Annotated in this window: 24 protein-coding genes; 1 reads left to right on the top strand and 23 read right to left on the bottom strand. The window is 46.8% G+C overall.

Annotated features, from left to right (window positions below):
* Position 1: 1 nt before the first annotated feature.
* Positions 2 to 949, bottom strand: coding sequence for a SpoIID/LytB domain-containing protein (locus BR63_RS14465; RefSeq protein ID WP_034421235.1), 948 nt, complete (start codon positions 947 to 949; stop codon positions 2 to 4).
* A gap of 69 nt (positions 950 to 1,018) precedes the next feature.
* Positions 1,019 to 1,261, bottom strand: coding sequence for an RNA-binding S4 domain-containing protein (locus BR63_RS14460; protein WP_034421236.1), 243 nt, complete (start codon positions 1,259 to 1,261; stop codon positions 1,019 to 1,021).
* 116 nt (positions 1,262 to 1,377) lie between these two features.
* Between BR63_RS14460 and BR63_RS14455 the strand changes: the two genes are divergently transcribed.
* On the top strand, positions 1,378 to 3,186 hold the full coding sequence (locus BR63_RS14455; protein WP_034421237.1) for a heme NO-binding domain-containing protein: 1,809 nt from the start codon (positions 1,378 to 1,380) through the stop codon (positions 3,184 to 3,186).
* Between the two features lie 92 nt (positions 3,187 to 3,278).
* Here the strand turns inward: BR63_RS14455 and BR63_RS14450 are convergent, their stop codons facing one another.
* The 21 genes from BR63_RS14450 to iadA all read right to left on the bottom strand — a co-directional run bounded on the left by BR63_RS14450 (position 3,279) and on the right by iadA (position 26,380).
* On the bottom strand, positions 3,279 to 3,554 hold the full coding sequence (locus BR63_RS14450) for an HU family DNA-binding protein (RefSeq protein WP_034421238.1): 276 nt from the start codon (positions 3,552 to 3,554) through the stop codon (positions 3,279 to 3,281).
* A 102-nt stretch (positions 3,555 to 3,656) separates the two neighbouring features.
* Positions 3,657 to 5,144, bottom strand: a complete 1,488-nt coding sequence (gene yabN, locus BR63_RS14445) for a bifunctional methyltransferase/pyrophosphohydrolase YabN (protein ID WP_034421240.1) — start codon at positions 5,142 to 5,144, stop codon at positions 3,657 to 3,659.
* Positions 5,145 to 5,205: 61 nt separating this feature from the next.
* The gene (locus BR63_RS14440) at positions 5,206 to 6,786 is read right to left on the bottom strand and encodes a putative polysaccharide biosynthesis protein (RefSeq protein WP_034421242.1); all 1,581 of its coding nucleotides are present in this window, start codon (positions 6,784 to 6,786) and stop codon (positions 5,206 to 5,208) included.
* 209 nt (positions 6,787 to 6,995) lie between these two features.
* A complete protein-coding gene (gene spoVT, locus BR63_RS14435; RefSeq protein ID WP_034421244.1) occupies positions 6,996 to 7,553 on the bottom strand; it encodes a stage V sporulation protein T in 558 nt (185 codons plus the stop codon).
* 228 nt (positions 7,554 to 7,781) lie between these two features.
* On the bottom strand, positions 7,782 to 8,780 hold the full coding sequence (locus BR63_RS14430; protein WP_051965580.1) for a peptidyl-prolyl cis-trans isomerase: 999 nt from the start codon (positions 8,778 to 8,780) through the stop codon (positions 7,782 to 7,784).
* A 38-nt stretch (positions 8,781 to 8,818) separates the two neighbouring features.
* Complete coding sequence (mfd, locus tag BR63_RS14425; protein ID WP_243269995.1) at positions 8,819 to 12,358, bottom strand: transcription-repair coupling factor; 3,540 nt, start codon at positions 12,356 to 12,358, stop codon at positions 8,819 to 8,821.
* A 142-nt stretch (positions 12,359 to 12,500) separates the two neighbouring features.
* The gene (locus tag BR63_RS14420; protein ID WP_034421246.1) at positions 12,501 to 12,734 is read right to left on the bottom strand and encodes an anti-sigma-F factor Fin; all 234 of its coding nucleotides are present in this window, start codon (positions 12,732 to 12,734) and stop codon (positions 12,501 to 12,503) included.
* An 18-nt stretch (positions 12,735 to 12,752) separates the two neighbouring features.
* Positions 12,753 to 13,154, bottom strand: a complete 402-nt coding sequence (locus tag BR63_RS14415; protein WP_034421247.1) for a hypothetical protein — start codon at positions 13,152 to 13,154, stop codon at positions 12,753 to 12,755.
* A 96-nt stretch (positions 13,155 to 13,250) separates the two neighbouring features.
* Positions 13,251 to 13,835 carry an aminoacyl-tRNA hydrolase gene (gene pth, locus BR63_RS14410; protein WP_034421249.1) on the bottom strand — a complete coding sequence of 195 codons (585 nt, stop codon included), beginning with the start codon at positions 13,833 to 13,835 and terminating at the stop codon, positions 13,251 to 13,253.
* A 39-nt stretch (positions 13,836 to 13,874) separates the two neighbouring features.
* Entirely contained in the window at positions 13,875 to 14,492 is a 618-nt protein-coding gene (locus BR63_RS14405) for a 50S ribosomal protein L25 (protein WP_051965581.1), read from the bottom strand.
* Between the two features lie 100 nt (positions 14,493 to 14,592).
* Positions 14,593 to 15,531 carry a ribose-phosphate diphosphokinase gene (locus tag BR63_RS14400; RefSeq protein WP_034421250.1) on the bottom strand — a complete coding sequence of 313 codons (939 nt, stop codon included), beginning with the start codon at positions 15,529 to 15,531 and terminating at the stop codon, positions 14,593 to 14,595.
* Entirely contained in the window at positions 15,524 to 16,930 is a 1,407-nt protein-coding gene (gene glmU, locus BR63_RS14395; RefSeq protein WP_034421252.1) for a bifunctional UDP-N-acetylglucosamine diphosphorylase/glucosamine-1-phosphate N-acetyltransferase GlmU, read from the bottom strand. The genes BR63_RS14400 and glmU overlap by 8 nt, the downstream gene beginning before the upstream one ends.
* Positions 16,931 to 17,247: 317 nt before the next feature.
* Positions 17,248 to 17,502 carry a septation regulator SpoVG gene (gene spoVG / locus BR63_RS14390; RefSeq protein WP_034421253.1) on the bottom strand — a complete coding sequence of 85 codons (255 nt, stop codon included), beginning with the start codon at positions 17,500 to 17,502 and terminating at the stop codon, positions 17,248 to 17,250.
* Positions 17,503 to 17,635: 133 nt separating this feature from the next.
* Positions 17,636 to 18,445 (bottom strand): pur operon repressor, encoded by an 810-nt coding sequence (gene purR, locus BR63_RS14385; protein ID WP_034421255.1) that lies wholly within the window; start codon positions 18,443 to 18,445, stop codon positions 17,636 to 17,638.
* 130 nt (positions 18,446 to 18,575) lie between these two features.
* Positions 18,576 to 19,340, bottom strand: coding sequence for a nucleotidyltransferase family protein (locus BR63_RS14380; RefSeq protein ID WP_034421257.1), 765 nt, complete (start codon positions 19,338 to 19,340; stop codon positions 18,576 to 18,578).
* A 25-nt stretch (positions 19,341 to 19,365) separates the two neighbouring features.
* The gene (locus tag BR63_RS14375) at positions 19,366 to 20,046 is read right to left on the bottom strand and encodes a GntR family transcriptional regulator (RefSeq protein WP_034421259.1); all 681 of its coding nucleotides are present in this window, start codon (positions 20,044 to 20,046) and stop codon (positions 19,366 to 19,368) included.
* Positions 20,039 to 20,929 carry a 4-(cytidine 5'-diphospho)-2-C-methyl-D-erythritol kinase gene (ispE, locus tag BR63_RS14370; RefSeq protein ID WP_034421261.1) on the bottom strand — a complete coding sequence of 297 codons (891 nt, stop codon included), beginning with the start codon at positions 20,927 to 20,929 and terminating at the stop codon, positions 20,039 to 20,041. The genes BR63_RS14375 and ispE overlap by 8 nt, the downstream gene beginning before the upstream one ends.
* Before the next feature lie 60 nt (positions 20,930 to 20,989).
* Positions 20,990 to 23,677, bottom strand: coding sequence for a cyanophycin synthetase (cphA, locus tag BR63_RS14365; protein WP_081908082.1), 2,688 nt, complete (start codon positions 23,675 to 23,677; stop codon positions 20,990 to 20,992).
* A gap of 77 nt (positions 23,678 to 23,754) precedes the next feature.
* Complete coding sequence (locus tag BR63_RS14360; RefSeq protein WP_034421262.1) at positions 23,755 to 24,555, bottom strand: cyanophycinase; 801 nt, start codon at positions 24,553 to 24,555, stop codon at positions 23,755 to 23,757.
* 76 nt (positions 24,556 to 24,631) lie between these two features.
* On the bottom strand, positions 24,632 to 24,853 hold the full coding sequence (locus BR63_RS14355) for a DUF1540 domain-containing protein (protein WP_034421264.1): 222 nt from the start codon (positions 24,851 to 24,853) through the stop codon (positions 24,632 to 24,634).
* A 342-nt stretch (positions 24,854 to 25,195) separates the two neighbouring features.
* A complete protein-coding gene (gene iadA, locus BR63_RS14350) occupies positions 25,196 to 26,380 on the bottom strand; it encodes a beta-aspartyl-peptidase (RefSeq protein ID WP_338055988.1) in 1,185 nt (394 codons plus the stop codon).
* Positions 26,381 to 26,394: the final 14 nt, after the last annotated feature.

Genomic DNA, 26,394 nt, shown 5'->3' with positions numbered 1-26,394 from the left:
ATCATTGCCATTCCTTTACAATTTCAATATCCTTAAAAAAATACCTGATGATATCTTCCGGTGATTTGCCCTGTTCAGCCAAGGCCTTCGCTCCCCACTGGCTCATGCCCACGCCATGTCCAAAGCCTTTCCCGGATACAATCAGTTTGTTACCCGTTACTTTAAGATCTGTTAACAGCGTAGAGCGCATTTTTTCACTGCCTAAAGCGAGGCGAAGAGCAGGCCCGCTTACAGATACGTTACCAAGCTGTATAGTCATAGCCCGACCTGAGGGCCCTTTTTTTGTTATGGTGGCCCGGGTAATCTGACCGGGGTCTTGTCCCGCAGCTTGCTTTACACTATCCCGGACAACACTGAGAGGAAATTCAGCTCTCCAAGCCTTGTTTTCCTCCTTGGTAATGGCAAAACCGGGGTCTTTAACACTTTGTACATAAGGGGTGGGTTCTTTGGTATAAGCTAAGCCTTCTTCTGCAGAGGCAGCTGTTTGCCCACCGGCATCAGCAAAGAACCATGCTTTGATATACCTGCCCTGGTATTTGGCCACTTCTCCCCTGGTCATCTCCACAGCCCTACTCACATTGTCATTGATACGCTTAGGGTCATAGGCCTGGAATTCCTCCACACTGGTAGAGGCGTCAGTCCCTCTGGCCGGTACGCCACCCATTTTTTTGATGCGCTCCAGAGTAAATGTCCTGGCGAGAATGGCCTGAGCGGCCAGGGCTTCCACCGGCCAGGTAGGCTCCATTTCCGCTGCCACCACGCCTTTAAGATACTCTTCTATGGCGATTTGTTTCTTCTCACCGGTTTCATTGATATATAAAGAGATGGTCGGTTCCTTTCCCCTTGGCTGTTGTGGTGGCTTGCGCTGCGGTCCGGGGCAGCCTGTAACGACAAGGGAAAGAGACAGGATACATAAAAAGAGAAGTACACCGATAGTATTTTTACGCATAAAAAATCCTCCCTACCATATTTAACTAGTTCTAGTTTGGCCTTTAGGGAGGTTTATATGAATGGCAATTTATTCTACTATCCGGTAAAGGTTTTTGGCTTCTTCCGCTTTCACCGTTTCCTTTAGCTCCAGGATTTCTGCCCGCAGCATTTTAGCTCCAAAGCCTATTTCCAAAATATCCCCCACTTTCACTTCCGAACTGGGTTTGGCCACACGGCCATTAATCGTAACTCTTCCCGCATCACTCACTTCTTTGGCCAAGGTCCGTCGCTTTATTAATCTTGAGACTTTAAGGAATTTATCAAGGCGCATCTTTAACCCTTCTTTCGTCATTTTTTGGCAAAGTTTAATATAAACACAGGAGGAAAATCAATGTTTCTGTGGAATTTAATAGCAACTAATACTAATTGTAAAACGGGAGGTGTTATATGAAAGGATCAGTGGTTGGTACTTGGCTGAAAAGTTTAGAACAGCTTTATGGCAAAGACCTTGTACAAAAAGCCCTTTTAGAGATAAACTGGCCCGCTGACCGGATTATCTCGCCCGTCGAGGATATACCCGATAAAGAACCTAAAGAAATTGTATCCTTTATTGCCGCCAATATCAATAAAACCCCCGGTGAAGTATGGCGGGAAGTGGGACGCCATAACATCGCCACCTTCTCCCAGTGGTTTCCTTCTTATTTTCAACGCAGCAACCTGAAAGATTTTCTCCTCATGATGGATGAGGTCCACCTGCAGCTCACTAAGCGTATCCCCGGGGCTCATCCTCCCCGCCTGGTGGCCAGGGAAATATCCCCCCGGGAGATCGAAATGACCTATTCCTCTAAAAGAGGAATGCAGGATTATTTTTTAGGTCTTTTGGAGGGTTCTGCCAAATTCTTTAACGAACATCTCGTCATTAAAATATTGGATAAAGGTAAAGACGGGGAAAAAGATTTCCTTAATGTCTCTCTCCAGTTTGAGAAAAGCGAAACCAAACACCAGAAATTCACCCTTAATCATGTGCTTTCTTTTGGGTTCGTCAAAAACCTGGCCCTTAAAGGTGCCCTGCTTACGGCCATAGCTGCCGCCCCCATCTATTTCCTCACTAAAACTCTTCCCCTTAATCCTCTTCTTTTTCTCATCATCAGTATTTTCTTCATCTCCTGGGGAGTAAATCATCTCCTTTTCCGTCCCCTCCTGGTTTTAAAGGAAAACCTTGGAGAGATGGCTAAGGGCGATTTTACGAAGAATACCAATATCACTACAGGCGATACCCTTGAGGAATTAGGAAATCAACTTCTCTCTATCCAGGAAAATATTAAAAAAGATTTTCTCTTTATCAAAGGCGGGACAGACGATTTACACACCTTTACCAAGAAATTTAGTGATATTGCCTCTCAAATGGCCGGAGTTTCCGATGTCATCTCCTCTGTAGTTCATGAAGTGGCGAAAGGGGCTGTGTACCAGGCCCAGGAAACGGAAAAGTCAGTAGGTATCCTCACTGCAAACATCCAAAAGCTGGAAGAGCTGGCGGGCCAGGAACTGCAAACCAAATCCCAACTGGAAGAGGCCGTCATGAATATTCAAAGGTCTTACCAGCAAGTCCAAGGCGTCTCTGACCACCTGACCCAAACCAAAGACAGTTTCGCTAAAGTAAACCAGCAGGGACAGGAAATCAAGGAAAGAGTCAAAGGGATTATGGAGATTGCCACCACCGTTGAGCAAATCGCGGATCAAACCAACCTCCTGTCGCTAAACGCCTCTATTGAAGCGGCCCGTGCCGGGGAAATGGGCAGAGGGTTTACTGTAGTGGCCCAGGAGATCAGGGGACTGGCCGATGACGTAAAACAAGCGGTAAAGACAATCAATGAAAATTTGGGCTTTTTCATTAAAGAAGTTGGGTCTCTGGTCAATCACATCCAGGATCAATACCAGCGACTGGAGGAAAGCAACAAGAGTTTAAACGGGGCAGTACAGGATAATATGTCCGCCACCCAAAAAATCGCAGGCGTAGCCAATCAGATTGTTAGACTGGTGGAAGAACTATCCCGGGAAACCAAACATATTGCCGAAGTGTTCCAGAATCTCCATGCCCTGGCCGCCATCGCCCAGGAAAACTCGGCCTCCAGCGAAGAGATGAGCGCCAATGTCATGGAATACTCGGAAAAGATCAAAGAATTGACAGGCTATATCAGCCAGTTGGAACAGCTTACCGTTGGCTTCAAAGAAGAGCTGGATAAATATAAAATTTAATTTATTCAACAAAAAATCAGGTTCTAATCTAAATGAACCTGATTTTTATTTATTACGTATTAAAATTATGTATTAAAAAATATGAATTAAAATTACTTGCTTACTGCGTCTTTCAGTGCTTTGCCGGGCTTAAAGCCAGGAACTTTGGCGGCAGCGATTTTGATTTCCTCACCAGTTTGAGGATTGCGTCCGGTACGGGCCGCCCGTTCTCTTACTTCGAAAGTACCGAAGCCCACCAGCTGGACTTTGTCGCCTTTGGCTAAGGCTTCCTCTACAGCCTCTAATACTGCATTGATGGCTTTTTCTGCATCCTTTTTGGTAAACTCAGTTTTTTCAGCTACCGCACTAATTAATTCGGTCTTATTCAAGTTTATCCCTCCTAATTAATAAATATGTTTGTCCATAACCTAGATTCGTCAAAACCTACCAAACTCCTGCCTGCCGTGAAGTTTTTCTTTGCATTTAATAGGCTAAAAACCTGATTTTTTGGCCTCTTCCCACATTGTATCCATTTTTTGCAAATCCAATTCCTCCCATTTTAAGTTTTGCTGCATAACCTTCTCCTCCATGTAATTGAACCGCCTGATAAACTTTTGAATGGTTTTAAGAAGAGCCGCTTCCGGTGAGATTTTGCCAAACCTGGCTACATTGACTACGGCAAATAAAAGGTCCCCTAATTCACCTTCCAGATCCCCTTTCTCCTGCCAGGCCTGTTTTGCTTCCTCCATTTCCTCTGTAAGCTTGTCCCAGGCTCCCTGGATATCATCCCAGTCGAAACCAACTTTTTTAACCATTTTCTGCACTTCTTCAGCCAGGAGTAAGGCGGGTAAGGACTTATTCAGTTTATCCATGACCCTGCCTTTTTTCAAGGGTTTACCTAATTCTTTTGCCTTGATTTCTTCCCAGTTTTGCAAAACCTCTTGGGAATTTTTCACCTGCACGTTACTAAAGACATGGGGATGGCGCCTAATCATCTTGAGGGTGATCTCCTCGATGACGTCATTGTGGTCAAATTCGTTCCGGCTTTGGGCCAGAGCCGTATGAAACACTATCTGCAGCAGTAAGTCTCCCAATTCTTCCCGCAATTTATGCATATCACCGCTGTCAATGGCCTCAATGACCTCATAAGCTTCCTCCAGAAGATAGGGTTTCAAGGTGAAATGATTTTGCTCCCTGTCCCAGGGACATCCCCGGGGCGAAAGAAGGGTTTCCATGACCTCAACCAGAGGGTCCAGGGGATATTTGCACCCATGCTCCTTAACCTCTCCCGGTAAGGGGGGAACGTAAACCGAGGTCAAATGATCAAACCAGTTGATATGATCCAACTGGTAAAGGGGAACTTCACTGATTCTTTCTATCCCGGGAATACCTGCACTTGAAATGACTTTCACAGGATGTTCGGGAGGATATCGTTCCAACAGGATGAGTTTTAGATCAGAGGAGACCAGGCGGTTGTAGACCTGGGTAAAGATGGTATGCTGTCCGGTATTTAACTGGGACTCCTCCACTCTTAAGGCATCAAGGACCAGTAACCCCTCAGTGGGATCAATTGTTAACGCAGCATAGAGGCTATCCAGGAAACTCATGCTGGGGATTAACCGAATAGTCACACCCTCCTCCTTGCCCCTGGCCAAGAGCATCCTAACTGTCTCCTCAGCAACAGTGGGATGCCCGGGTACACAGTAGATCAACTGCTGAAGGGAGGAGTCCCTTTTTACCGTTTCTATAAGATATCCCACTATGGCCTGATAAACATCGTAAAAAGTATCTTTCTCCTCATAGAAGCGGTCACAGGATTCATAGTTGATATTGTAGCGATCCATTTCTGCCACCACCGGGTGTTTCGCTGTCCTTAGGATAATTCTCCTATCACCTTTTTGGAGGAGCTGCCAGACCCCAAAAGAGAGATGGTCCAGACTCCCCGGCCCTAAACCGGCAACAACAATTTCTTTCACCATTTCATCTCCTTTTTCCAACTACCAACTAACAACTATATAGTATTCTTAATCATTTACACTTTCAACGCAAAAAAGGAATTTTGTCCAGAACGTTGTTCCAGTGGTTATCATCACCCAGGAGAATGGCTATCTCTCTTTTCTTGAGAAGACCGAAGAGGAAGATGAATACAAGGTAAACAAAGGCTCCCAGGGGAATAGTCAAAAGCGTAGTAAAATCAGCCGAAAAATACTGCTCTATTACTGCATAACCGGTTACAACCGACACGGCCATCAGAAAAACACTGAGAGCGGCGAAAAAGATATCCTTCCACCACTGGATACGCACAGCCACATTGTACTTCAAAAACAGCAGATTGATAAAAGCAGCCACCATAAAGCCCAGTACTGTAGCCAAAGCTGCCCCCTTAATCCCCCACTGGGGAAGGGGGGTTAAGTAATAGGTTATCATCACTTTGACCCCACTCCCCGTCAAGAGGGCTATAACGGGGAGAAGTGTTTGTCCCAGCCCCTGTAGTATTCCCGTACTGACATGATATAAGCCAACGAAGATGATTCCCCCTGCCAGCCAGGCTAAAGGCTCACCCGCTTCAGGTAAGGCAAATAACAGGCCGGAAATAGGTTCCGCCAAGATCATAAGCCCCATGGCGGCAGGCAAAGTAATAATGAGATTTAATTTCAGGGCAGCCGAGGTCAGGTTAGCCAGCACTTCCAGCTTTCTTTTTCTTACTAAACTGGAAACAGCAGGAACGAGACTGGCTGAAAGGGCAATGGTCACAATGGTGGGCAAATTAATAATGGAACCAGCCATCCCGGAGAGCTGTCCATAAAGACTGGTAGCTTCCGCCACCGTATGTCCTCCCTTTTGCAGGCCCATGGGCACAAGGGAAATATCCAGCATCTGCATGAGGGGGAAAATTAACCCCCCGAGGGAGATAGGGATGGAAAGGGCCAGGACTTTAAAGAGAATGCGGGCCAAGCTACTTTTAGTACTCCAGCGGCTCACACTTTGCCGACCGTCTGTTTGACGCGCGAAAATCATAACCAGTACAAGTAAACCTGCTAACCCTCCGGTAGCCGCACCAAAAGTGGCTCCCGCTGCCGTAATCTCTATCCCCAGGGGAAGTAGAAAAAGAGCCGCCCAAAATACTGTCACTATACGGACTGTTTGTTCCAGTATTTGAGAGAGGGCCGTGGGAATCATGTTCTGCTGACCCTGGAAGAAACCGCGGAAGGCGGACATAATCGAAGTAAAAAAGATAGCCGGGGCAATAGAACGGATAGGTAACAAGGCCCGGGGTTCTCCCAAAACTTTCAGGGCCAGTTCATCGGCATAAACATAGAGACAAAAACTGGAAATCAGGCCGGTGAAAAAAAGAAAGCCTAACGCCACCCAGAAAATACGTAAAGCCCCGCCTTTGTCGCCTAAGCCTTCATGTTCCGCCACCAGCTTGGAGATGGCAACCGGTACGCCGGCGGTACTGATGGCCAGCACGATAGTATAAAAAGGATAGGCCATCTGGTAAAGTCCTAAGCCTTCATCACCTACCATACGGGCAAAGGGGATGCGGTAGACAGCTCCCATAATCTTTGTTATAATTCCGGCAAGACTCAATATTGCTGCACTTTTGATGACTCCTCCCATGTAATTTTCTCCTCCCGTATCATACCAGTTTCGTTAACCGTTAACCGTATTTGGTGACCAGTGACCGGTGACCGGAGTCCAGTAAACGAATTTCGATTTCCGACGTCCGACATCCGACAAGAATCACTAGGACTAGTAACTAGTTAAGCAGGTGTGTCCCCTTTCCTTATATTACGTGAAAGAGGTGGTGTTTATCACACCACCTCTTTTTATTGTTCCATCTGCTTAGCCAGGAAAGATGCCGCTGTTTCCGCCAGTTTAAGCTCCAGGTCACCAAACTTAGTGTTAGGTTCCTTGCTTGCAATAATAACGGCACCAATGGGGTCACCCTCGGCAATAATGGGGGCGATGACCTCAGCCGTATATTTACATTCACCTTCTTCACCGGCACAGATGCTGCAGTAAGCATGTTGGCCGGGCTGGTTAATCAATACGGCTTTGCGTTCATCCATGACTTTTTCTACTGCCGGTCCTATGCGTTTATTCAAGAACTCTTTCTTGGGCCCGCCTGCTACAGCTATGATCTGGTCCCTGTCTGCAATACAAGCGATGTGACCAATAGCCTCATAAAGAGAATCAGCGTATTCCTTGGCAAAATCCCCAAGCTCACCTATCGGTGAATACTTTTTCAGAATCACTTCCCCTTCACGATCTACAAAAATTTCTAAAGGATCACCTTCGCGAATACGCAGGGTTCTCCGGATCTCTTTCGGAATAACAACGCGACCTAAATCATCAATTCTGCGAACAATACCCGTTGCTTTCATTCGGGTCACCGTCCCTCCTTATGGTTATTAAGGGAAACTATTTCAGTGATAGTATATATCCTCTAATCGCTAATTATTCATTTTTTTCCACCAAATAGCCTAATAATGTCAACCTCCTCTCACTTTTACCAGTCCTTCCAGTTCTAATGTTTGTCTTAAAAGACATTTTTATACTCAAAAGAAGAGACGCGCTTTTCTGCGCGTCTCTTCTTTTCCCTTTATTTTTCTCTAGTTTCCTTTATTTTGCTCTTTTGCCTGGTCGTTACCTTTTGTTCCGTCTTGATTCTGTTCATTAGCCTTTTTATCCGGAATTTTCTTCTCTATTTTTGCTTTTTCCATGACTTCATCAACATAATTGGCAAATTTTTCGTTTTTCTCCTCAAAGACAAAACGTTCCTCCAGCTCTTTTTTCACTTCTTCAAAAGTTGATTGTTTGGCAGGTGTTCTATCTTCCACCTTAATGATGTGATACCCAAAAATGCTTCGTACCGGTTTCTTGGTATATTCGCCAACTTTAAGGGCAAAAGCGGCAGTTTTGAATTCCTCAACCAAACCGGCATCTTTATCAAAGTAGCCAATATCTCCCTGGTTTTGTTTCGCCGTGGGGTCAATAGACTTTTCTACAGCAAGCTTGGCAAAATCCGCCCCCTTGTCCAGCTCGGCAATGAGCGCTTTTGCTTCCTCTTCCGTTTTCACCACAATATTGCGGGCTTTGACCTGTTCGGGTACAAAAAATTCTTCCTTGTTTTCCTCGTAATATTGTTTAATATCTTTGGAAGTAGTGGTGATATCTTTGGTGACTTCATCAAAGAGTTTGTTCAGAATCAACTGGTGCTCCAGGTATACTGTCAGGTCTTTTTCCGCAAATTTCCGTTCTTTCAGGAAATCCTGAAATTCTTTGTCACCGGGAAACTGGCTTTTAATTTTCTTCAATTCCTCTTGTACGTCTTCCTTTTTCACGGAAATCTTCTTTTCCTTCGCAACCTGCAGTACAACCTTCTCTTCGATTAAACTCTGCAGAACCTGCTCTTCCAGAAAACCGCGTATTTCCTTACCCTGCTCACTATCCAGGTTATAGCCGTACATAGCCGCCACCTGCTCTACGCGGGACTTCAGCTCGGGTTCCGTAATCTTCTCCCCGTTGACTGTAGCCACAACTTTGGACCCACAGGCGGAAACAAGTAAACTAAGGATAAGCAAAGTCGCAATAACTAAACGTTTTTTCATGTATTTTCCCCTCTTTCTCTATGCACCAGTCTAGCCCATTATACCAAAGCCGCTTCCTTCCGGGCAAGGGAGGATATTTCCAAAATAATTTCTTCTAAGAATAAGAGCATCTGTTTCCTTTCCAAGTTCCGGATATTTACCACAATCTCTAAACCGGCCGCAGCACTGAAACTGACCTGCCGCCGGTAACGCCTGGCCAGGCTCATCAGCTGGTTGCCGGTAAGGCCGTGGTCATCCTCCATTTTAATTTTGATCAGATCTTTTTCCTGGGTGATAGACTGGATTTTTGCCGGGACAGCGGAAATTTTAATGGCGGCAATGCGCAGCAAGTTGACGAGGGGCTCGGGCATGTCACCAAAACGGTCCTCCAGTTCTTCGGCCAGCTGGTCTATTTCCTTCACTTCTTTTATGGCATTAATTCTCTGATAAAAATCAATTTTGACGCCGGTATCAGGGATATATTCCTGAGGGATGTAAGCTTTTACCTGAATATCAATGCTTATGGTTTTTTCTATGGGCAATTCCTCGCCCCGGGCTTCTTTGACCGCATCTTCCAACATGCGGCAGTATAAATCAAAACCTACAGCGGCCACATGCCCATGTTGCTCGGCACCCAGGATATTACCTGCTCCCCTGATTTCCAAATCTCGCATGGCTATTTTAAAACCTGAACCTAATTCCGTAAACTCCCGTATGGCGTTGAGGCGTTTCTCGGCTACTTCCGACAGAATCTTATCCTTATTGTAAGTTAAATAAGCATAGGCTACCCGGTTGGAGCGTCCTACCCTGCCCCGCAGCTGGTAAAGCTGGGATAGTCCTAATCTGTCAGCGTCATCAATAATTAAGGTGTTGACATTAGAAATATCCAAGCCCGTTTCAATAATGGTTGTGCAGACTAGAATATCCAGTTCCCCTTCCATGAAATCCAGCATGACATTCTCCAGTTGGTCTTCAGACATCTTACCGTGGGCCACCCCCACACGGGCCTCCGGCACCATGTCTTGTACAAAATGGGCAGCCTTTTCAATGTCCTCTATATGGTTGTGCACGTAATAGACCTGCCCACCACGGCCTAACTCCCGGCGGATTGCTTCCCGTACAAGTTGAGGGCTGAATTCCACCACAAAGGTTTGCACAGGATAACGGTCTTCCGGAGGTGTTTCAATCACGCTCATATCCCTTACTCCTACTAAAGACATGTGTAAAGTCCGGGGAATAGGTGTAGCCGTTAAGGTTAAAACATCTACCGTTTTACGGATTTTTTTCAACTTCTCCTTATGCACTACCCCAAAACGTTGTTCCTCATCGATAATCAGAAGCCCCAGGTCTTTAAATTTAACATCAGTGGATAAAAGCCGGTGCGTACCAATGATAATATCCACACGCCCCCGGGCCAGTTCTTGCAGGGCAGCTTTCTGTTCTTTGGCGGAACGGAAGCGGCTTAGGACGGCAACATTTACACCAAAACCCTCAAATCTTTCCTTAAAGGTATTGTAGTGCTGCTGTGCTAAGACCGTAGTGGGGACTAAGACGGCTACTTGTTTTCCATCGGTCACGGCTTTAAAGGCTGCCCGGATAGCGACCTCTGTTTTCCCATAACCTACATCACCGCAAAGGAGTCTATCCATGGGACGGGGCTTTTCCATGTCGCGTTTCACTTCCCGGATGGCCCGCAGCTGGTCCTCTGTCTCTTCGTAAGGGAAGGCATCTTCAAATTCCATCTGCCAGGGTGTATCGGGACTAAAAGCAAAACCGCGGGCCGACTCTCGTACAGCGTAAAGATTTAACAATTCTTCGGCCAAATCCTTTACCGCAGCCTTAACTTTGCTTTTAACCTTATTCCATTCATTGCCCCCCAGCTTTGAAAGCTTGGGCACCTGCCCCTCCTGGCTGAAGTACTTCTGCAAAAGCCCTACCTGATCGGTAGGAACATACAGTTTATCTTCACCCTGGTATTTGATAACGAGGTAGTCCCTTTCCGCGTCGCCCACAGCCAGTTTTTCAATGCCCATGTAGCGGCCAATACCGTGATTAATATGGACCACATAATCCCCAAGTTTAAGGTCCTCCAGGACAGTTACCTTCTTACCTTCCTGGAACATCTTGCGAGGTGGGCGTTTCTTGGGCTGGTGGTAGAATTCATGTTCTGTGAGAACAACAACTTTCCAGGTGGTAAACTCAAACCCGCTGGTGAGATAACCAAAACTGACGGTGATATTTTCTAAGGATAAGGGGGATCCTCTTTTCGCGATAGAAACTTCCACACCGCTATCCCAGAGGCTTTGTTTTAACCTCTCCGCCCTTTCTTCAGAGTTTACCAGGATTAAAACACCATATTTCTGTCTCTTCCACTCTTTTAATTCATCAGCCAGGAGTTTAGTCTTACCCATAAATAAACTGGGGGTCTTGGCGGTAACACCTACCAGGTTGACGCTTTCGGATCCCACCGGTTTTTTGGGGAGTAAAGAAAAAAATAGGGGTCTTCTCTTTTTCATAGTTTCCCATAATTCATCCCAGGAGAAATAATTAGCGGCCTGACCCGGTAATACTTTCCCTTTTTCCAATAAGGCCACATAAGTTTCCTGGTGTTCTTTTTCCCGGGCTAAGGCAGCCTCCCTCTGCCGGTTGGGCTCATCCAAAATGATAAAGGGATCCTCTCTGAAATAGGATAAAAGGGAGTATTTGCCCTGGGTGAAATAAGGCTGCAGCTGTTCAAAACCGGGGAAATACTGGTTCTCCCTGATTTTTTCCAGAATTTCCTTCATCCTGGCGGTCAGATAGTTAAACCCGTCTATGTTCCCCCGCTTTTCCATGGATTTTAAGAGCTGCTGGGCTTCAGCCTGTAAGTGCATGAGCGCCTCTTCCGTATCATGTCCCCAAAGGAAGAATTCAGCGGCGGGGGCAATCGTCACTTCTTTTATTTTGTCAATAGAGCGCTGGCTTTCTATGGAGAAAACCCGGATAGAATCTATTTCGTCGTCGAAAAATTCAATCCGGTAGGGTTGTTCCGCCGTAACGGAGAAAATATCCAGGATCCCCCCCCGCAAAGAGACCTGCCCTTTGTCCTCCACCATATCTACCCTTTGGTAACCCACACTGATCAAGTGCTGTAAGAGCTGGTCAATCTGCACCCGTTCCCCTACTGTAAGGTTTACTATAGCCCTTTTAAAATTTTCAGGTGCCATCAAGGTTTTAATGAGGGCCTCCCAGGTAGAGATAACCACATGTTTCTTGCCATTTGTCACCAGGTTTTGCAGCACTTCCAGCCGCTTGCGCTGGGTCTCATGGCTCTGGGCTATGACCTCAAAGGGTAAAGTCTCAAAGGCAGGGAAATACTGTATCAACCAGTCAGGTAATAAATTGTTCAAATCATCAAACACTTCTTTACCCCGCTGGGGATTCTCTACGATATAAAGCAGGGGCTTCTCCTGGTCAACCAGTAAAGCAGCTGTAAGCAGGGTTTTCTGGGAACCGGCAACACCGTAAACAAAAGTTTCCCTGCCTTTTTTCAATTGCTCCAAAAGATAATTAAATTCTTTAATTTTTTTGAGATGTGCAATGATGGATTGCAAAGCCATTGATGTTCCTCCAATGCCAAATAGTGGGCGTCCGGCTGACCCCCACCTACCTTCATGATGTTTTGTAGTTACCACTACATTATATAATATATTGCATTTTTTAGACTAGAGTTTCTTCGTTAATTAAATGAGTAAAGAATACTTAATGGGGTCCATAGGGAACCCACAGGCTTACAGTGCCATCATTTAATTTAGCCATACAGGTATCACAGATGGCTTTTACCGTTCCTACCTGTCGCTCCCAATCCAGGTGCACTAAATCCTCCCGTTCCTCTTCGGTTAAGATATCAAAACCCAACCGTCCCTCATCCAGGGCGTTCATTTCAATTTCATCAATATAATTAGCACAACGGTCACAAATATAGATAAGCCGCAAAGACTAAACCCCCTTCTTTCACTTTATCCGCTGCAGGCTGGCGAAGAGCCGGGTAATAGCCAGGTTCCATGAAACATGGACAAGAGCTGCCGCGCCTGCACCTAAAAGCCAGTAGCCGGTTTGGCTGAAAAGATATTGGGTAATTTGTCCAAAGAACCAGTGACTCAAGACACTGGCCAACCCGGCCCAAAATCCCAAACGGCGGGAGGACAGGTAGTCGTGTACCGCTTCCACCAAACCAAAGACCCCGTGGGTAAGGGGGATGGAAGTTCTTAAAAGTAAGGCGGTTCCCGTTTTGATGAACTCCTCCAGCCAGGGAATCACCCAAATGATACATCGTTCTCCCCCGCCCTTGACTATCAGCACGTTTAACCCCCAGGCCAAAAGCGCAGCCACCAGGCCTGCTCCCAAATACGTCATGTCATCCTCCATTCCACAAGGCTAGTGAATAGTATTAACATAATAGGGGAACGTTATCCACCTTCCGGGTAACATTCCCCAATAATCTCACCATCTTTATTCTATATCTGATTTAATATGTACCCCATTAAAATCATTCATGGCTTTTTCTATGCCGGCACTGCACCAGGTCTTTAACCCGGTCACTGCCACTTTTATCAGTTCAGGCAAAACCTTTGTTTCCGCTCCGGTGAATTCACTTAAAACATAGTTTTCTACCTTCATGAACTGGGGAGGACGGCCAATGCCAATTTTTAGACGGCCATAATCGGGAGAATTCAACATTTGCGTAATGGATTTGAGGCCATTGTGGCCCCCCGTCCCTCCTCCCGGCTTAAAGCGGATGCGGCCGAATTCCATATCCAGATCATCATGTATCACAATGAGATCGTCGATGCTGTCCTGGTAATAATTTAACAGCTCCAAGACGGCCTCACCGCTCCTGTTCATGTAAGTTTGGGGTTTAGCCAACAGCACTTTTGCTCCGTCCAGAAATCCCTGGCCTAAAAGAGCCTGGTTCTGTTTTTTTTCAATCGCAACTTCCAGGATTGATGCCAGTTCATCCACAACCATAAAACCAATATTATGGCGGGTTTTTTCGTACTTCTTCCCCGGATTGCCTAAACCAACAATCAGCTTCACGTTATCTCCTCCACCTCTCTATACCCTAAAGGAGGCGAGTTACTCCTGCCCGTTTTCTACCACAGGGTCCCCGTGAGGAAGCTCCGGTGCAGTTTGCTCCTCCTCTATAGTCTCTGCCGTTCTGGGCGCTACCACCACAGCAATAACAGAATCCAACTCACTTATAATCTTTAAGGGCGTAGTTTTTTGCAGGTCGGAAACGGTATACTTGTCTCCAATTTCCAGAGCAGTGATGTCCGCTTCCAGGTAGTCGGGAATTTCCGCCGGTAAGGCCTCAACTTCCACAGACCTTTCACCCAACTGGAGCACACCGCCCATTTTTATACCCACAGGCGTACCGGTGACCTGGATAGGTATCTCCGTACGAATTTTCTTATTAAGGTCCACCTGCTGCAAGTCCACATGGTGAATCTCTCCGTTCACCGGATGTTTTTGTATTTCTCTAATAACAGCAGGATATGACCCTTGGGGCAGGGTAACCTCGATGACATGGGCGCCGCCCACTCTGCTTAAGTCTCTCTCCGCTATTTTAATAGGAATATTACCGATTTTGCTCCCGTAAAGAACGCCGGGAACGTATCCTTTTTTTCTTAGTTCCCTTACTGTATGTTTGGTATTGACAGGACGTTTGTCCGCCCTTAGGACATGCTTTCCCATATTTTATCACCTCTGACATGTATATTGGGGACATCTTTATTATTGCCAAAGGTGATTTATAATAGACAAACCCCAGCAGCCTGGGGTTTGTCCGTTTATCTTAGTCGAATAATTTACTGACGGAAAGGTCTTCATGAATCCGGATAATGGCTTCACCTATTAGAGGTGCCACGGAAAGAACCTTCATCTTATCCAGCTTCTTCTCCGGTCCCAGGGGAATCGTGTTGGTCACTACTACTTCTTTGATGGGTGACTTGGCCAGTCTCGCAATGGCAGGCCCTGATAAAACGGGATGGATGCAGCAGGCATATACTTCTTTGGCTCCCCTGTCCATGAGGGCTTGGGCGCCCAGGGTAATGGTACCGGCGGTATCGATGATGTCATCAATCATGACCACTGTTTTCCCTTTCACATCGCCGATAATATGCATAACCTCAGCCACATTGGGCATGGGACGCCTCTTGTCGATAATGGCCAAAGGTGCATGTACCCTGTCGGCCAAAGCGCGGGCTCTGGTTACACCGCCAAGGTCCGGAGAAACCACGACAAGGTCGTCCATCTGTTTATTCAGGAAGTACTCCGCTAAAATAGGCACACCCAGTAAATGGTCCACAGGAATATCAAAAAAGCCCTGAATCTGCCCGGCATGCAAATCTACGGCTAAAACACGCCGTGTCCCTGCAGCGGTTAGGAGATTGGCCACCAGTTTAGCCGTAATAGGGTCTCTGGCCTTGGCTTTTCTATCCTGTCTGGCATAACCGTAATAGGGTAATACGGCAGTTATCCTGCGGGCAGAGGCCCGTCGTAAAGCATCAATTAAAATGAGAAGCTCCATGATGTTCTCATTAACAGGCGAAGAGGTAGGTTGAATAACAAATGTATCGGCTCCCCGCACACTTTCGTCAATGGCTACATTAATTTCTCCGTCACTGAATCTTTTTACATGGGCGGCACTGACCTCAACACCTAAATACTCGGCGATCTCAGCCGCTAATTGGGGGTGAGCGTTACCTGTGAATATTTTAAGTTTTTTAGTCATGATTTTTGTCCTCCCTAACCTCTTCTTTTCCTGTACCTTGGGCCCTGCTTTTCCAATTCTCGATATTACGCTGTTTTCCCCGGGCAACAGCAAGGGCTCCTGCCGGTATATCTTTGTTCACTGTGGAGCCAGCCCCAATATAGGCACCCTCGCCTACGGTGATAGGTGCCACCAGGTTCGTATTGCTGCCGATAAAGGCGCCGTCACCTATATAAGTCGGGTATTTATTCACCCCATCGTAATTACAGGTTATGGTACCCGCCCCAATATTGACGCCTTTACCTACGGTACTGTCCCCTACATAACTCAAATGGGGCACTTTGGAACCAGGACCAATATAGGAATTCTTAACTTCCACAAAATCTCCAACTTTAACACCTTCAGCCAGAACCGTACCGGGGCGCAGGTAACTGTAAGGCCCGATGGTACAGCTTTTGGCCACCTTGGCCTGAAACAGATAAGAGTAATTGATTACCACATCATCCTCAATGATGGAATCGACGATACGGGTATTAGGTCCGATTTCGCAGTTCTCCCCGATCCTGGTCTTCCCTTCCAGGATCACACCTGGATAGAGTATGGTATCTTTCCCAATGACCACCTCTTCTTCTACATAGGTGTGGTCGGGGTTGATCACTGTTACCCCTTGATCCATGAGCTTTTCTAAGATACGGCGGCGCATCTGGACTTCGGCTTCTGCCAGCTGCCGGCGGTTGTTGATGCCCATGGCTTCGTTGGGATCAGTAAGCAACAGGGTATCAACCTTCTCCCCATCCTCCACCAGGTACTTTATGACATCCGTTAAGTAGTATTCTCCCTGGGCATTAGCCGGAGTTAAAAGGGCTAGTTTCTCCTTAAGACTTTCGATGCTGAAGCAATAGGCACCTGTATTAATCTCCCTGACAGCCTTTTCTTCTTCTGCCGCATCCTTCTCTTCCACAATTTTCTCTACACCTTGAGCATTTTTTATGATACGACCGTATCCTGTGGGGTCGGAGAGCAGAGCCGTAAGAATCGTAGCTTTGGCTCCAGCCTCATTATGTTTTTCGCGAAGTCTTTTTAAGGTTTGTCCTCTTAAAAGAGGGGTATCACCACAGACCACCAGGCAGTCCCCGCTGGAATATTGCTGTAATAAGGGTAAAGCCTGCAGGACTGCATGTCCTGTTCCCAACTGCTCTTTTTGATAGACTATTTGGAAGCCGGCCCCTAATACGGACTCCACACGTTCCGCCTGATAGCCCAGAACCAGAATAATGTTTTCCACATCCGCAAATCTTAAAGAATTTATGACATGCTGTATCATGGGCTTACCCGCCACGCGATGAAGTACTTTGGGCATGTTCGACTTCATCCTGGTCCCTAATCCAGCTGCCAAGACAACTGCAACTGACTGCGGCAAACTAACCCCTCCTTAGTCCCTGTTAGTACATAAATATTTATATCATAAATTTTAGCCAAAAGTAATCACTAATTATGGTAACTGCCCCATACTTTCCGCACAAGGACAAAAGCACGTACGTGCACTAAATTAATTGTTGTGCTTTTGTCCTTTCAAAGGGAACCCCTGCGTTCCCTATGACGCTCCGCTGTTACCCTCCTCATTGAAACTTAGGGGATACCTCCCCTAACACCCCTAATTTAAGAAAGTTATACTTTCTTAAATTAAAAAAGGAGCCTCTCTCGAAAGCTCCTCTCTCTGCTTGTCCTTTTTCACCGTTATATGGCTTCCTGATAAGCCTTTAGGACAGCTGTCTGAATAATTTCCCGGGCATTAGCTGAAATAGGATGGGCTATATCCCTGAATTCCCCCTCGGGTGTTTTTCTACTGGGCATTGCAACGAACAAACCGTTAGTCCCTTCCACAACTTTAACATCATGGACAACAAAAGCATTATCAAAAGTAACCGAGACAATAGCCTTCATTCTACCTTCCTGATTTATCTTTCTAATCCGGACATCTGTAATATTCATAAATGTTCACCACCTTCCCCACATCCTGCTGATTTATACCTATTCGTCACATTTTTGGATTTTCCTTCTTCTCTTTATGAAATTTCCCATTATTTAGCTATTTTATACATTTATTTAGGATATATTTTCCATTTCAGCAATGAGGATGGAGCATAATTTTTCTTTCTATTTCATCGACTTTACTCAATTTCAAGAGAGAGTAGTAATTGGGTACCAGTTTTTGTTCCGGAAGCTCGGTATCCACTAACACGCCAATCCCCAGGACCTCAGCTTTAAATTCCGCCAGGAGTTCCACCATACCTTTCGCCGTCCCCCCGGCTTTCATGAAATCATCAATGATTACAACACGACTTTCTGTTGGTAAGGCCCTTCTGGCCAGGGACATGGTACGAATATTCCGGGAAGAGCCCGTTACATAGTTGAGGCTTACCGCCGAACCTTCGGTGACGCGGCTCCCGTCACGGATGATCACCAAGGGTAGATTGAGGGCCTTGGCGGTCATGAGGGCTAAAGGAATACCTTTGGTTTCTATAGTGACGACAAACTCCGGCTCTAATTCTATAAAATGCTGGGCAAATATCTCACCGACCTTTTGGGCTAACCTCGCATCAAAAATGATGTCTGTCATGTAAAGATATCCCCCGGGTAAAATACGGCTGGGATCAGAAAGCTTTTCGGCGATTTCCTGTAAAAATTCATCTTTCTCCCGGGGCCCCACGAGGGGAGAATAAATCACGCCTCCTCCTGCCCCGGCCAAAGTCTCCACTTTACCTAAAGTAAACTCCCGAAAAACGTCCCTGATAATACTAATATCTTCGCTGATACTGGATTTGGCGGACTGGAAAAGTTCAGCAAAAAAATTGAGGGAAAAAAGGGTATTAGGTTTTTCCAGGAGATACTTGGTGATAATCACGACTCGTTCACTTCTACGCCATTTTTCCAAAAAATCACCCCCGCTAGGAGAATAAGCCAAGGAGAATCACGAATATTTAAGTAATATTTTAACCTATTTATTCAGGTTTAGCCAGTACCAGGATTCCTTTTTAAGGAAAAAAATAAGGAGGCTGCCCTCCCTATGAGCATAATACTTTTTGTACCAGCTCTAAATCGCTGGTTTTATCCACATCTATACCAATTTCGGGAAAGGGGGAAATAATACCCACTCCTTTAATCCCTAACAGTTCTAAGGCTTTATCTTCAGCATCTTTAATGGAGAGCCGTCCCATTAAATAACGCAGCAAGAAAAACCACCCGATATAGGAAGCCAGGGATAAGGGTTTCTTGCGTAAACGTACCAGTTCCTCGGCAAACCTGCTGCACTTTTTCATAATTTCGGGCTTAAGGAGAAACATGTTCCCTCCTGTGAAAACACCTTCTTTAAGGTTCACATAGGTCCTTTGCACACCGGGGTATTTACTTTCATTGGTTTCCTTCTTTACAATAGGATAAAACAGATCACCCTCCAGCCCCCGGCAGCTCTCCAGGAAACCGTTCACAGCCTCAGTTGTTAAGAGGGGAATATCTCCTGTGGTCACAAGTACTTTTTCTTGATATTCCTCGGGGGAAAGGCAATCTAAAGCCTTTAATAAACTATGTACAAGTGACTCGCCACTTTCCACCAGTTCAATTCCTGGGTGGTTTGGAAAATATTTTTTTAGTTCGTGCCGGGGACCGGCAATAATAATCCGCTCTATATATGGGGAACCCAGGACCGCATCCACAACATACTCGACCATTACCCTACTACCGATGGGTATCAGCGCTTCATTCTCCGGTAAATTCCCGCCTTTCAAGAGGTTTTCTTTTTTTCCTCCTGCCAGTATGATTCCTGAGGTCATACCAAGACTCCCTTCAAGGGGGTTATTATTGTTTACTTTTTAAGAGCTCCAACAAGGCCTGCTGCGCACGCTCAATGTGTTCCTCTCCCAACCTCTGGGCAAGGTCCACATCCCGGCTGCCGATGGCCTCCACAATGGCCCGGTGCTCCTCCAGGGTCTTTTTCATCCGCCCCGGGTATTTAATAGAAGTAACGCGAAGACGATGAATCTGCTCCCTTAAGTTGTTTAACATGACCACCAGTCTTTCATTGCGCGCGGCTTTGTAGATTAGGTCATGAAAACCTGTATCTATTTCAATAGTGGCCGGAATATCCGTGGTCTCTAAATACTCGGTTTCTTTGATTAAGTGTTTTTCCATTTCTTCGATCTCAGCAAGACTTGCCCGTTCCGCAGCGAGACCACAGGCCAGGGCCTCCAAAGCTCCCCGTATTTCATAGACATCGGAGATATCCTTCAGGGAAATATCAGCCACATAAGCCCCTTTACGGGGAATCATAATGACAAACCCTTCCAATTCCAGTTTGCGAATGGCCTCGCGCACCGGTGTACGGCTCACGCCCATTTCTTCCGCTAACTGGATTTCCATGAGACGCTCCCCGGGCCTCAGCACCTGCTTAATGATAGCATCTCTCAAAGCTTCAAAGACAATATCACGTAAAGGTTTATAATTATCCAGTATCACAGGGGTTAAACGCCGTTCACTCATCGACAACTATCCTCCTATCCAAATCCCGGGGACCCAGGGACCGTGTCACCACTACCTGCCAGCCAGGTTTTATCCAACAGGAAGCTAATTCTTTTGCTTCCGATTCATTCTCCATAAAGGCGATAAGGGTCGGCCCGCTCCCCGACATCATGGCTTTTTTCGCTCCCAGATCCCTTAATTCCTCCAGCCAATCCCGTAATTCCGGATACAAATCAAAGGTGGCATATTCCAAGACATTGGCCATGGACTGATATAAAAGCCCCAAATCACCTGTCTCCAAAGCCGCCAAGGCTCTCTTAAGAGAGGGTCTTTCTTTAATGATTACCTCCTTTAAGTGCCCATAAACCTCCTTCGTAGACACTCCAAAAGGAGGCTTTACCAGCACGAGCCAAAGCGGAGGACAAGGAGGAAGCTCTCTGATCATTTCCCCCCTGCCTGTAGCCAGGCCAGTTAGGGGGTGCAGACAGAAGGGCACGTCCGAACCCAGACGGGCCCCATATGTTCTTAAGTCATCAAGGGATAAGCCCATGTCATACAAACGATTAAGACCCAGTAAAACGGCGGCGGCATCAGTACTGCCTCCGGCCAATCCCGCGGCCACAGGTATCTCCTTCGTAAGCTTGATGTGAACCCCTGCTATGTCCGGAAAATCCTTTTGGAGTAAAGTTGCCGCCCGATAAGCCAAATTATCGGGACCCGAGCTTAGTTCCGGCACATTGATCTCCAGTGTAATCCCTGTTTGTCTCTTTTCCAGGGTAATAAGATCATGAAGTTCTATGCCCTGCATAATCATAGCCACTTCATGATAGCCGTCATCCCTCTTGCCCAGGACATCCAGGGTTAAATTTATTTTAGCATATCCCTTCACGGAAACCTGCTGCATCCTATTCGCCAACCTTATCGTATGAGGATTTCTAATTTTAACCTATTGTAACATGAAATCCTAGCGGTTGTTGAGGGTTTTTTGCATAAAACAGGTCTCTTCTACTATATTCCCCCAAGGAGTTTCCTTACTTAAGTTTTCTTCCTGCGCTGTCCTGCTTTCCAATTTATGCAATAACTCCTGCAAGGGCTCAAGTTTCTCATACAAGATGACCAGCAAATCCCCCGGTTTGCATTTACTGAGTGCTACCAGTACGGCTGTAAGCTCCGGCAGGATAATTTCACCTGCCTTGTTTTTATTGGTCCCCAGTTTAAAACCTTCCCACAAGAGGGAAGCTGCCTCACCCGCTCTCCTGCCGCGCAAATCCTGATCTTCTTTGATAACACAATAGTCCAGGTAGTTTCCTGCCACCCGGCCCGCTTCCATGATGTCCCGGTCTCTTCTATCTCCCGGGACCCCCAGGACCCCTAATAAACGCTGGGGTTCCAGCTTCTTTGCGTACTGGAGAATATTTTGAATGGCTGCCGGGTTATGGGCATAGTCAAGCAATACCCTGATATCACCCAGCTGAAAAAGCTGGCAACGCCCCGTATTATGCCATGTGGTAAGATTGAAGGTTTGCAGGCCTTCCCTGATAACGGACACAGGCATGCCCAAACTGATACATGCTGCTGCAGCCGCCAGGGCGTTAGCGGTATTAAAGGTGGCACGGCCGTGCACGGTTAAGGGAATGTCTTCCACAGCAACAATGCTGTGATACCCATCCCCTACGGCATAAACAAGCTGGTCTTTTTTTACAAACACCGCCTTTTGTCCTGTACTAAGATGTCTCTTGATAATCAGGTTATCTTCAGCCAGGGAAAAATAAAGGAGGTTTTCTTTGACACGGGAAGCTATAACCATGCTCCAGGGATCATCGGCATTTAACACTGCTGTTCCGTTCTTCACCAAAGCCTCAATTACCAGAGACTTCACATGGGCTAATTGTTTCAAATCCTTAATTCCGTCTAAACCAAGATGATCTTCACTAATATTGGTGATCACCCCCACCGTGGCTTTATCGTAGCCAAGACCGGACCGGAGAATCCCGCCCCTGGCTGTTTCCAGAACGGCTATTTCCACCCTGGAGTCCCTTAATACGGCCTGGGCACTGCGGGGACCTGTTGTATCACCTTTTATCAGGCACTCCCTCCCCACAAACACTCCCCCTGTTGTCGTTAAACCGACACATTTCCCCCACAGACCCGCAATATGCCCTACCAGTCGAGCTGTAGTTGTCTTCCCGTTGGTACCTGTTATGGAAACCACGGGAATCCTCCCCGAATGGCCTTGGGGAAACAAATAATCCACAATGGCTCCTGCTGCATTGCGGCTGACTCCCCGGCTAGGGAAGTGGTGCATACGAATACCCGGCGCAGCATTGATCTCAATGACTGCACCCTCCTTGTCCAAAGGCCTCTTTATATCCGGGGTTACTAAATCGACTCCCGCCACATCCAACCCGATAATCCTGGCCGCACGTACAGCAAGCTTACTGATTTCCGGATGAACCTCCTCGGTCACATCTACCGCTGTACCACCCGTACTTAAGTTGGCATTTTCTCTTAAGTAGACCACTTGCTTAAACTCGGGTACAGAGGAGGGATGCATTTTTTGCTTGGCTAAAACGAGAAGAGCAGCAGGGTCAATTTTTATTTTCGTCAGTGGCTTTTCATGTTCTTCTCCGCGGCTGGGGTCCTGGTTTGCCAGCTCTATTAACTGTTCCACACTGTGTATCCCATCGCCGATCACGTGGGCGGGAATTCTTTCGGCCGCCGCCACCATCTTGTTCCCTACGACCAGAAGGCGGTAGTGTTTGCCCACGATATATTTCTCTACAATAATGTCCTCGCTGTAGGCTTGAGCAATGCGAAAGGCTGTCCTGATTTCCGCCTCACTTTCCAGGTTAAGGGTCACACCTTTCCCCTGGTTACCGTTACAGGGTTTTACGACCACACTATCTCCAAGTTTGACCGCTATTTTTACAGCTTCATCTTCCGTGCAGGCCACATCTCCCCAAGGTACAGGTATCCCACCTTCAGCCAAAAGCTGCTTGGTGAGGTTTTTATCACCGGCAATATCCACACTAATGCAAGAAGTCAGTCCTGTAATGGTGGCCTGAACTCTCTGCTGCTTAATCCCGTGTCCCAGCTGAAGCAAGCTTCCCTTGCCCAGGGGCATCACGGGGATATCCCTTTTCCTACACTCTTCGATGATAGCCTGTGTACTGGGCCCAAATCCGTATTCCCGTCCAGCCTGGCGGATTTTCTCTATTTCCCCATGTACATTGCATTCCCTGTTATTTATTAGTACCTGAATAAGATGGAGGGCACTCTTTAGAGCCTGGATCCCCGCTTCCATGACCCCTGCCTCCACAATTACCTCATATATACCCGGGTTATCGGTCGCTACCGTCTTGCCGTAAATTACGGAGAATCCTGCCATGCACTGGAGTTCCAGGGCAACGTGTTCAACAATATGACCAAACATGGTCCCTTCTTTAACCCTTTCCAAAAATCCCCCTTCACGCCCCCGGGAACAATGATGCCCTTGCAACTGTGGAATATTACGGGCCAGTTTTTCCGCAAAACCGGGAATCTGGTCACTCCAGATGTTAGCCAGGTCTTCCAAATCAATGATTGCCTTGACTACGGGATAATGACTGTAGATATTTCTACCGCGGTATTCCCGTATTTCCAATATCCTCATCACGGAACCCCCTAAAAAAATATCCCCAAAATGTATTATTTACCACATTCAGGAAGTATAGTCTTGCTTTACTTATTTCAGGGAAGCAGGGGTTCTCTTTTACTAAGGTTAAATCTGTAGCCATGGGGCAGGATATGGGTTGTGACATGAGTAAGGGCCAAATACTGGTTAGGCTCCAGCAGGGAAGCATTGGTATGGGTGACACCCCTTCCGTCGAGAATGGTCACCGTCTGGCTCCCCCACACCAGTAACTCATCCTCATCAATAATCACAGCAGTATCCTCGTCAATGCCCAGACCTAACACGGCTGGGTTTTGGGCTAAGGCGGTTAAAAGCCTGCCAATACGACCGCGCTGGGCAAAATGCTGGTCTATGACGATACCGGACAGCAAACCGATTCCGGGAGACATTTTCACCGTATTTAGTTTAGGTGATTCATCACTGTCTCCCTCCGTAATCATGGTAGAACTCATCACTGAGGCCCCGGCGCTTGTTCCCGCCACCACCAAACCCCGGTGACGGGCTTTTTCCAGGGCGGAAAGAAGCGCGGTACCGCCCAGAGCACTGGTAATCCGTAACTGGTCACCTCCTGTAAAAAATACTCCCGTGGCGTAAGCAATCATCTGTTTAACCTTTTCCGAATTAGACGCCGTCCGGTCGGGTACATCCAGTACCTCTACCTTTTTACAGCCCAGTTTAGTAAACACTTTCTGGTACATGGCTCCCACTTCATCAGGTGCTTCTGTGGCCGCAGTAAGAATAATCACCCGGGCTTCCTCCCCACCTGCCAGGTCCAGGAACTTTCGCAAAATCAGGCAGGACCCTTCTTTGTCCTCAGCCCCGCCGATAATCACCAGTTTGCCGTTGATTTCTTGCACGAAAAGACCTCCTGTATTAGTTGGTAGTTGATAGTTGGTAGTGAAGAAGATAAAGCAAAAGCGCCTCCAAGGGCGCTTAGACGGTGTCGGGGTGCCATATGGTCTCATCCTGGGGACGGAAGGTCTGGCATGCAGTGGCTACACTGGTAGTAGCCGTAGGCCAGGGATGGTCCGTGGTCACTTCTATACCCTTGGCATGACATTCTTGAGCCTTGTTATACAAGCAATTGATAACACTGCATTTTACCACGGGCGGCTTGCCCTCTCCCCCGGTAACTTGAGCATTGTTGTACTCCATTGGCTATTCCTCCTTTTTCTCACCTGTAGTATTGGTTAGGAGAAAACAATATATACAATTTAGGAAAGGGGACACACCTGTTTAGTTACTAGTTACTAGTTATTAGTTATTAGTTATTAGTTACTATACCTCCATGCTGTTAACAGCACCAGCAGAAGAATGAAATTATTCAGCTTGTCGACACCTGATATCTTTTTTTAAGACATCCAATATCGGTAATCGGAAGTCGTAAGTCGGGAAATAGACAGGAATGTCCCCAATAAAAAAGAAACTTGGCTTTGCTGCCAAGCTTCAAGTTTGACACGTGGTATTTACCCCTTTTAATATTTTACTTCCCACTTCTCATTTCTCAAAGTTCCCTTTTACTACTGCCTGTCCCTGTTTTACCATGCACTGGCCCCGGGCAAAGACGTATTCAATATTTAAGTCTTGATCCAGAACGACAATATCGGCATCACCACCAACCTGCAGGGAACCTTTGCGAGGATAGAGTTTTAAAGATTGAGCGGGATTTTGGGTAATCACTTTAAGGGCATCACTCAAGTTTACTTTCTCTTCTAAAATAAGACTTTTAAATTCCGTATAGAGAGAATCCAGTTCTGCTACCAGGAGTCTCTGGATTCCTCCCTTTTCATCAAAAAGGGGCATACTTCCGTTCCCATCAGAACTCATAGTGATCCGGTCTATAGCCACCCCTTGCTCCAGGCAATATTTTATAGCCCGGGAGGCTTTTACCGATTTATCGGCCCCGGCCCCAGGACTTACCCCCGAGGTCATGTCAATCATCCCACCCATTTTGGCAAATCTGATACCATCTTCCAAAAGATACGGGTTACGATTGATATGGGTTGGAGTAAACTGGCTGATGGGAATCTCCGTTTCCTCCAGGATCTCAAACAACATTCCCAGCTTGTGCCGGCCGTCCCCTACGTGGAGGTGTAAGACGCCGGCTTTTCCGCTTAAGATTCCTCCTACCCTGGCCTCCGCCGCCAGTTTAGCGATATCCTCCTTGCTGGGCTGAGCCGAGCGGTGATCTGAGATGGCGATTTCTCCACAGCCTAGGACTTTATCAATAAGAATAATGTCATTCCTCACATTATCCGTAATGGTACGGGTTGGAACTTCATAAGCCCCTGTATAAATATACGTAGAGAGTCCTTCTGCCTCCAGTCCCCGGGCTTTGGCCAGTAATGAGGCCATATGGCGTGTGGTACCGTCAGTTCCCAGGCAGCCAACCACCGTGGTAATGCCTGCTCTGGTTACCCTGCTCAGCATCACCTCGGGGGTACGGGAGGCAAAACCTGCTTCCCCGCCTCCCCCGATCAAATGAACGTGCTGGTCGATGAACCCAGGAACCACGTATTTTCCCTTAACATCGATGACCTCTACCTCTCCGTAAACCGGTGAGGGATCAATCTTTTCCGCTATATAGGCAATGGAATTTCCCGCCAGGAGCAAGTCTTTCTCCCCTGTGTCCTCGGGAGAAAAGACCCGGCCCCCTTTTAGAATTTTAAACAATGCTGACACCTCCAATGGGCTGA

This window comes from Thermanaerosceptrum fracticalcis, assembly GCF_000746025.2.
In the GTDB taxonomy this organism is placed as follows: domain Bacteria; phylum Bacillota; class Peptococcia; order DRI-13; family DRI-13; genus Thermanaerosceptrum; species Thermanaerosceptrum fracticalcis.
Note: the sequence above shows the minus strand (reverse complement) of the source record. Positions and strands in the feature narration are given on the sequence as shown.

Coding starts and splice junctions, on each gene's coding strand:
- BR63_RS14455 (WP_034421237.1), top strand. CDS start 1,378: ATGAAAGGATCAGTGGTTGGTACTTGGCTGAAAAGTTTAGAACAGCTT.
- BR63_RS14380 (WP_034421257.1), bottom strand. CDS start 19,340: ATGACCTCAGGAATCATACTGGCAGGAGGAAAAAAAGAAAACCTCTTG.
- cphA (WP_081908082.1), bottom strand. CDS start 23,677: ATGAGGATATTGGAAATACGGGAATACCGCGGTAGAAATATCTACAGT.
- BR63_RS14460 (WP_034421236.1), bottom strand. CDS start 1,261: ATGCGCCTTGATAAATTCCTTAAAGTCTCAAGATTAATAAAGCGACGG.
- BR63_RS14375 (WP_034421259.1), bottom strand. CDS start 20,046: ATGAGTGAACGGCGTTTAACCCCTGTGATACTGGATAATTATAAACCT.
- BR63_RS14355 (WP_034421264.1), bottom strand. CDS start 24,853: ATGGAGTACAACAATGCTCAAGTTACCGGGGGAGAGGGCAAGCCGCCC.
- BR63_RS14465 (WP_034421235.1), bottom strand. CDS start 949: ATGCGTAAAAATACTATCGGTGTACTTCTCTTTTTATGTATCCTGTCT.
- BR63_RS14405 (WP_051965581.1), bottom strand. CDS start 14,492: ATGGGAAAGCATGTCCTAAGGGCGGACAAACGTCCTGTCAATACCAAA.
- BR63_RS14440 (WP_034421242.1), bottom strand. CDS start 6,786: ATGGGAGGAGTCATCAAAAGTGCAGCAATATTGAGTCTTGCCGGAATT.
- BR63_RS14430 (WP_051965580.1), bottom strand. CDS start 8,780: ATGAAAAAACGTTTAGTTATTGCGACTTTGCTTATCCTTAGTTTACTT.
- mfd (WP_243269995.1), bottom strand. CDS start 12,358: ATGGCTTTGCAATCCATCATTGCACATCTCAAAAAAATTAAAGAATTT.
- yabN (WP_034421240.1), bottom strand. CDS start 5,144: ATGGTGAAAGAAATTGTTGTTGCCGGTTTAGGGCCGGGGAGTCTGGAC.
- BR63_RS14415 (WP_034421247.1), bottom strand. CDS start 13,154: ATGACGTATTTGGGAGCAGGCCTGGTGGCTGCGCTTTTGGCCTGGGGG.
- ispE (WP_034421261.1), bottom strand. CDS start 20,929: ATGCAGCAGGTTTCCGTGAAGGGATATGCTAAAATAAATTTAACCCTG.
- spoVT (WP_034421244.1), bottom strand. CDS start 7,553: ATGAAAGCAACGGGTATTGTTCGCAGAATTGATGATTTAGGTCGCGTT.
- spoVG (WP_034421253.1), bottom strand. CDS start 17,502: ATGAATATTACAGATGTCCGGATTAGAAAGATAAATCAGGAAGGTAGA.
- BR63_RS14400 (WP_034421250.1), bottom strand. CDS start 15,531: ATGACTAAAAAACTTAAAATATTCACAGGTAACGCTCACCCCCAATTA.